We start from the raw sequence: 4452 nt of genomic DNA on the forward strand, positions 1-4452 counted from the left end.
GAGCTTGTTAATTTCTATTCCGTGTCTATAAGGCAAGAATACTACAACCCTTTAGACTTGGATTTTGTAAATGTGCTGTATATAGTGGATAGAAACGAAACTTACCAGCAGGTGCTAGGGAAGACGGTAGGACAGATACGGGAGATGATGGATAGCTTTAGGGAAAATGTTTTTTTGGTAGTGGAAGCGGAGGAAGATAGTCAAGTAAAACGAGATATCATACAGATATATAACAAGAGCCTATACTACACGGTGTATAGTAGAAGAGAGATAAACGATATGAACAATGCTACCTGTGTGAAAGTCTTTCAGATATGGGATGTATCCGAGGTAAATGATATTGTAAAACGGTTCGATAACTCACTGGAAGGGGCTGTCTTGTTCAACAACGTTGACAACGAAATACTAGACAGGGAGAGTAGGCTATGATACTCTACACAACTAGCAAAAAACCTCTCTTTGGGGAAGACATACCAAGCAATGTCAGGGTATGGGAGCAGGAAGCATATACCGAAAAGAGCTTGGAGTCTTTAAATGCTGGACAGGGGACTATAAGAACCAAGTATGGGCTTGTTAGTTGCTTTATTACAAGCGAACGGGGGCTAGTGGTTAGCCCGCAAAGCGAGATAGTAAGTAGTGTAAAATTCGTGGTAAAAGCAAAGAACTTTACAGGTGTAATACAGGAAGGAGAGAGGGAATATACTGTGTCTGTGGAGATAGAAGCGAAAACTACACAGGAAGCGAAGGAGCTTACCTTGCTAGAATACGGCAGGATAAACTTTATTACATTCTCGCTAAACGAATACCTACAGCCTGCTACGGTGGTGGTATCTAGCAGGAGTAATAAAGAATACATCACAACCGAGTGCGTGAAAGAAGGGAATACTTACGTGTATATTGCTATAAGAAGGATAAGACAGGAAGATATAAGCATAATAACTGGGACTACTAATGCTACAGATATTCCTACCATTCCTCTTCCTGTAGTCGCTAACCTAACTGGAACTACTGTTAATCTAGTGGAAGCGAGTAAAAGTATAAGACTGAAAGCGAGTATGGATGAGGTATTTACGCTATGGCTTACAAATCAAAACAGGGATACTTTTCTATCAGGGCAGAGCTTCGGGGTAGTTGCTAGTATGCTAGGGGAAACCTACGGGCTTGTGCAGGATAGAGATTTCGTGGTGTTTTCTTCTCCGTTCACTCCAAGTGGGTTTAATTGGCTACACGTGATGCGGATACCAGCAAGGCTTGTGGATGCTACACAGGGTAGTTTTACAGTCGTAGCAGGACCAGGGAATGCAAGAAGTATATCAAGCGGAGAGTTTAACTGGACTACAAACCGAGACGATAACACTTGGTTTGATATATACTACCAGACACAGAGCAATAACTGGGTGAAGGGTGGAATGTGTTTCTGGGAGGATGGAACGATAACAACGGGGTTTGCTGGTGTTTATTTCACATACGGCAACCTACCGAATATCCGTGTAGTAGGTAAGGCATCTAATACGAATAACACGATGGCTTTTCTAGTGCTTAAGTTTCAGATAGAAGCAGAGCCTGTGTTTGTATATGAAACATCCATTCAGAAAAATCCTACCGTGTGGCAAAAAATATGCGACCTTCCGAAGTTTCCAAGGTTCATAAAGGTTTTACTAGGCAATGCTAGCACGAATGAGTGGATACAGGATGAGATATCACACTACTACCATCACCATAATGTAGGAGCAACTGCTATAGACAGACATAGGCTTGGAGGAGCAAATACAAAACAGATACAATACAACACGGCAACGCAAAAATGGGAGCTGTGGGTAAGATGCGATGGACATTTCAGTGCTTTTGGCCCTAATGATATAAACCGAGTGCGCGTTGTGGTATGGTAAAGGGGGAGCGGGATGGATAAAAGATTTACAAGGTTTTTTGAGGACATACTCAAGCACGAAGGCGGGTATGTTAATCATCCTGCAGACAAAGGCGGGGAGACTAAGTATGGTATAAGCAAAAGAGCATACCCGAATCTGGATATCAAAAACCTTACCAAGGAGCAGGCGATGGAGATATACTACAGAGACTACTGGATAAAAAGCAACGCAAATGAGATAGCAGAGTATAGTTTTCAGATTGCTACTAAATACTGCGATATAGCGATAAACATGGGAATAAGCACAGCAAGGATGCTTCTTAGAAACGCGTTAAAAACAGTAGGAATAGATACAAGCGATATCATCAGTGGTGTTAAGCAGGCGGTAGAGCAAGGCAAGAAGGATGTCTTACTGATGGCACTAAAACAGGAACAGATACAAAGGTATTACAGCATTGTCTCCAGAAACCCGACGCAGGAAGTATTTCTAAAAGGCTGGCTTAGAAGAGCTAGCTACGAAGGAGTAAAAGAATGGGGGTAGTGTATGGAAGAGGAGAAGAAACGAAATGGCTGGCAACACTTTGCTAAAGCACTACAGTGGGATATACAGTTTATAAAAGAGACACTACTAAACCTAGACAGGAAGATAACCGAGCAAGTGATAAAACACCAGCATCTGGAGGAGAAGGTAAATAAGATGGAAGAGGATATAAGGAAAAGACAGTTTCAGACGTTCTATGCTATACTAGGGGCGGTTCTTAGTTTTTTAACAGGGCTTTTGATTTTTATCTTATCCTCACTTGTGCGGGGGAGGTAGTATGATAATTGAGATGGAAGGAAGGATACCGATATACGGCGGGAAGAAGAAACTGCTAATAGACTACTACCGAAAACGCATCCGAGAAGAAGCACCAGAGGAAGGACTTTTGTTATTTGCGTTATATAGGGACGAGGTAAAGGACAGGAAGTGGCTAAAAGTGGATAATGTGCAGGTTGCTAAGGTAAGAGATGAAGTAAAGATAGCGATGGTGATAAAGGATGGGAAGATATACTTCTACGAGATAGATGACAAGGGGGTTTTTTGGTGGTATGAGTGGTAAGTTTGCTAGTAGGAAGTTTCTTGCGTTTCTGATGACATATGCTGGTGTAGTTGTTCTTGGCATTCTATCTAAACTAGATGGAACCAGCATTATAGTTGGACTTCTTGTGAATACTTTTCTATACGCTTTCGTGGAAGGAGTATTAGATTTAGCAAGTGTAAAGACCTTAAAAATGCGAGGCTTTATGCTAGAGAAAGACAAGGAGGGGGAAGATGAATGAACCTGTAGGTATGTTTTCTAAGCAGACCCTTGCTAGGATTTTTAACATCTCTAGAGCAACGATGTATCGTGTGATAGAGAGGGCGGGACTACCTCCGAAGAACTTGTATTCTCTGAAGGAAGTAGAAGAAATGCTTCCATACATAGGGAGCATAGATAGTATATACACAGGGAGCGATGGTAAGCCGAGGATAAAACTACACGGCGGGAGCGAGGTTGTGCTGGAGGGTAAGACTGGAGAAATGCTGGCGAACATCGTCCAAAATTTTCTCACGGGACAAGGGGAGATGAGACAAAATGAGACAGGAATATTACCTGTTATTACGAACCTGACGCAGCAGGTTGCCATGCTTGTAGAAACCACAAAAGACTTGGTGGCTAGGATGATAAAACTAGAAGACTTGCTTCTTCAGAGAGCGATAGGGAAGCCACAGGAAGATATAGTAAAAACTAGAAAAGCAATAAGCCTTGCAGTGGATGACTATATACGGAGCAACAACTTGCTATGGAGCAACAAAGACGATATCTTTCTAGAATTGCTACAAAGATACGAAAAAGAAAAGAATATTCAGATACGAAGGCAATACAGAAAGGAGGATAAGACCTACATCAATACGATAATAAGACTTAACCTAGCAGAAGACTTTATTTCATTTGTGAGGAGTAAATGCTAAAAACACGTCTTCTTTTGCTGGCGTTTGAAAAACTACTTTACAGCATAGCAAACGAGCGTGGGCTGGTGGTAGAAAAGGAATATAGGTTCGCTATACATAGAGGATTTGGATATCGGTTCGACTATGCTATTCCAAGCATAAAGGTTGCCATAGAGATAGAAGGCGGGGTGTATATCTACGGAAGACATAATAACCCTATCGGATACACGGAAGATGTGATAAAATACAATATCGCAACGCTGGAAGGCTGGAGAGTGTATAGGTTCACTACCGAAATGCTTCGTAAGGGTATGGTAGTATATCCAACTAGCAAGAAGCCAAACAGAGAGTATATCTTGTTGGAAGATTTTTTAAGGGAGTGCTTGAGATGAGATGGCTTTGTCTAACACTTGTAATACTAGTTATCATCCTAGCAGTGTTGCTATGGATAGTAAAATGTGAGCAAGAGGATAGGACAAACACTAAAGCAAGCACGGTAGTAAAACAGACGAATATTGTTTTACTACGGAAGACGAATGTCTTGGTAGTATTTACGAATGTTCTAGCAACGCAAGGAGTGGAAATTACCAACGTTCAGAGTAATCTAGTTGTT

9 protein-coding genes are annotated in these 4452 nt (G+C 41.5%); all 9 read left to right on the forward strand.

What is annotated here, in order from left to right; all coding sequences use genetic code 11:
* A partial coding sequence (locus ABDH28_00690) for a hypothetical protein (GenBank protein ID MEN2997546.1) occupies nucleotides 1-429 on the forward strand: 429 nt, incomplete at its 5' end.
* Nucleotides 426-1889 carry a hypothetical protein gene (locus ABDH28_00695; protein MEN2997547.1) on the forward strand — a complete coding sequence of 488 codons (1464 nt, stop codon included), beginning with the start codon at nucleotides 426-428 and terminating at the stop codon, nucleotides 1887-1889. The genes ABDH28_00690 and ABDH28_00695, both read left to right, overlap by 4 nt.
* Nucleotides 1890-1901: 12 nt before the next feature.
* On the forward strand, nucleotides 1902-2408 hold the full coding sequence (locus tag ABDH28_00700; protein ID MEN2997548.1) for a glycosyl hydrolase 108 family protein: 507 nt from the start codon (nucleotides 1902-1904) through the stop codon (nucleotides 2406-2408).
* A 3-nt stretch (nucleotides 2409-2411) separates the two neighbouring features.
* Nucleotides 2412-2684 carry a hypothetical protein gene (locus ABDH28_00705; GenBank protein MEN2997549.1) on the forward strand — a complete coding sequence of 91 codons (273 nt, stop codon included), beginning with the start codon at nucleotides 2412-2414 and terminating at the stop codon, nucleotides 2682-2684.
* Between the two features lies 1 nt (nucleotide 2685).
* A complete protein-coding gene (locus tag ABDH28_00710) occupies nucleotides 2686-2967 on the forward strand; it encodes a hypothetical protein (protein MEN2997550.1) in 282 nt (93 codons plus the stop codon).
* Entirely contained in the window at nucleotides 2957-3187 is a 231-nt protein-coding gene (locus ABDH28_00715; GenBank protein ID MEN2997551.1) for a hypothetical protein, read from the forward strand. The genes ABDH28_00710 and ABDH28_00715 overlap by 11 nt, the downstream gene beginning before the upstream one ends.
* Complete coding sequence (locus ABDH28_00720; protein ID MEN2997552.1) at nucleotides 3180-3860, forward strand: hypothetical protein; 681 nt, start codon at nucleotides 3180-3182, stop codon at nucleotides 3858-3860. The genes ABDH28_00715 and ABDH28_00720 overlap by 8 nt, the downstream gene beginning before the upstream one ends.
* A complete protein-coding gene (locus ABDH28_00725) occupies nucleotides 3854-4231 on the forward strand; it encodes a hypothetical protein (GenBank protein MEN2997553.1) in 378 nt (125 codons plus the stop codon). The genes ABDH28_00720 and ABDH28_00725 overlap by 7 nt, the downstream gene beginning before the upstream one ends.
* A partial coding sequence (locus ABDH28_00730; GenBank protein MEN2997554.1) for a hypothetical protein occupies nucleotides 4228-4452 on the forward strand: 225 nt, incomplete at its 3' end. The genes ABDH28_00725 and ABDH28_00730, both read left to right, overlap by 4 nt.

The organism is Brevinematia bacterium (assembly GCA_039630355.1).
Classification (GTDB): domain Bacteria; phylum Spirochaetota; class Brevinematia; order DTOW01; family DTOW01; genus SKYB106.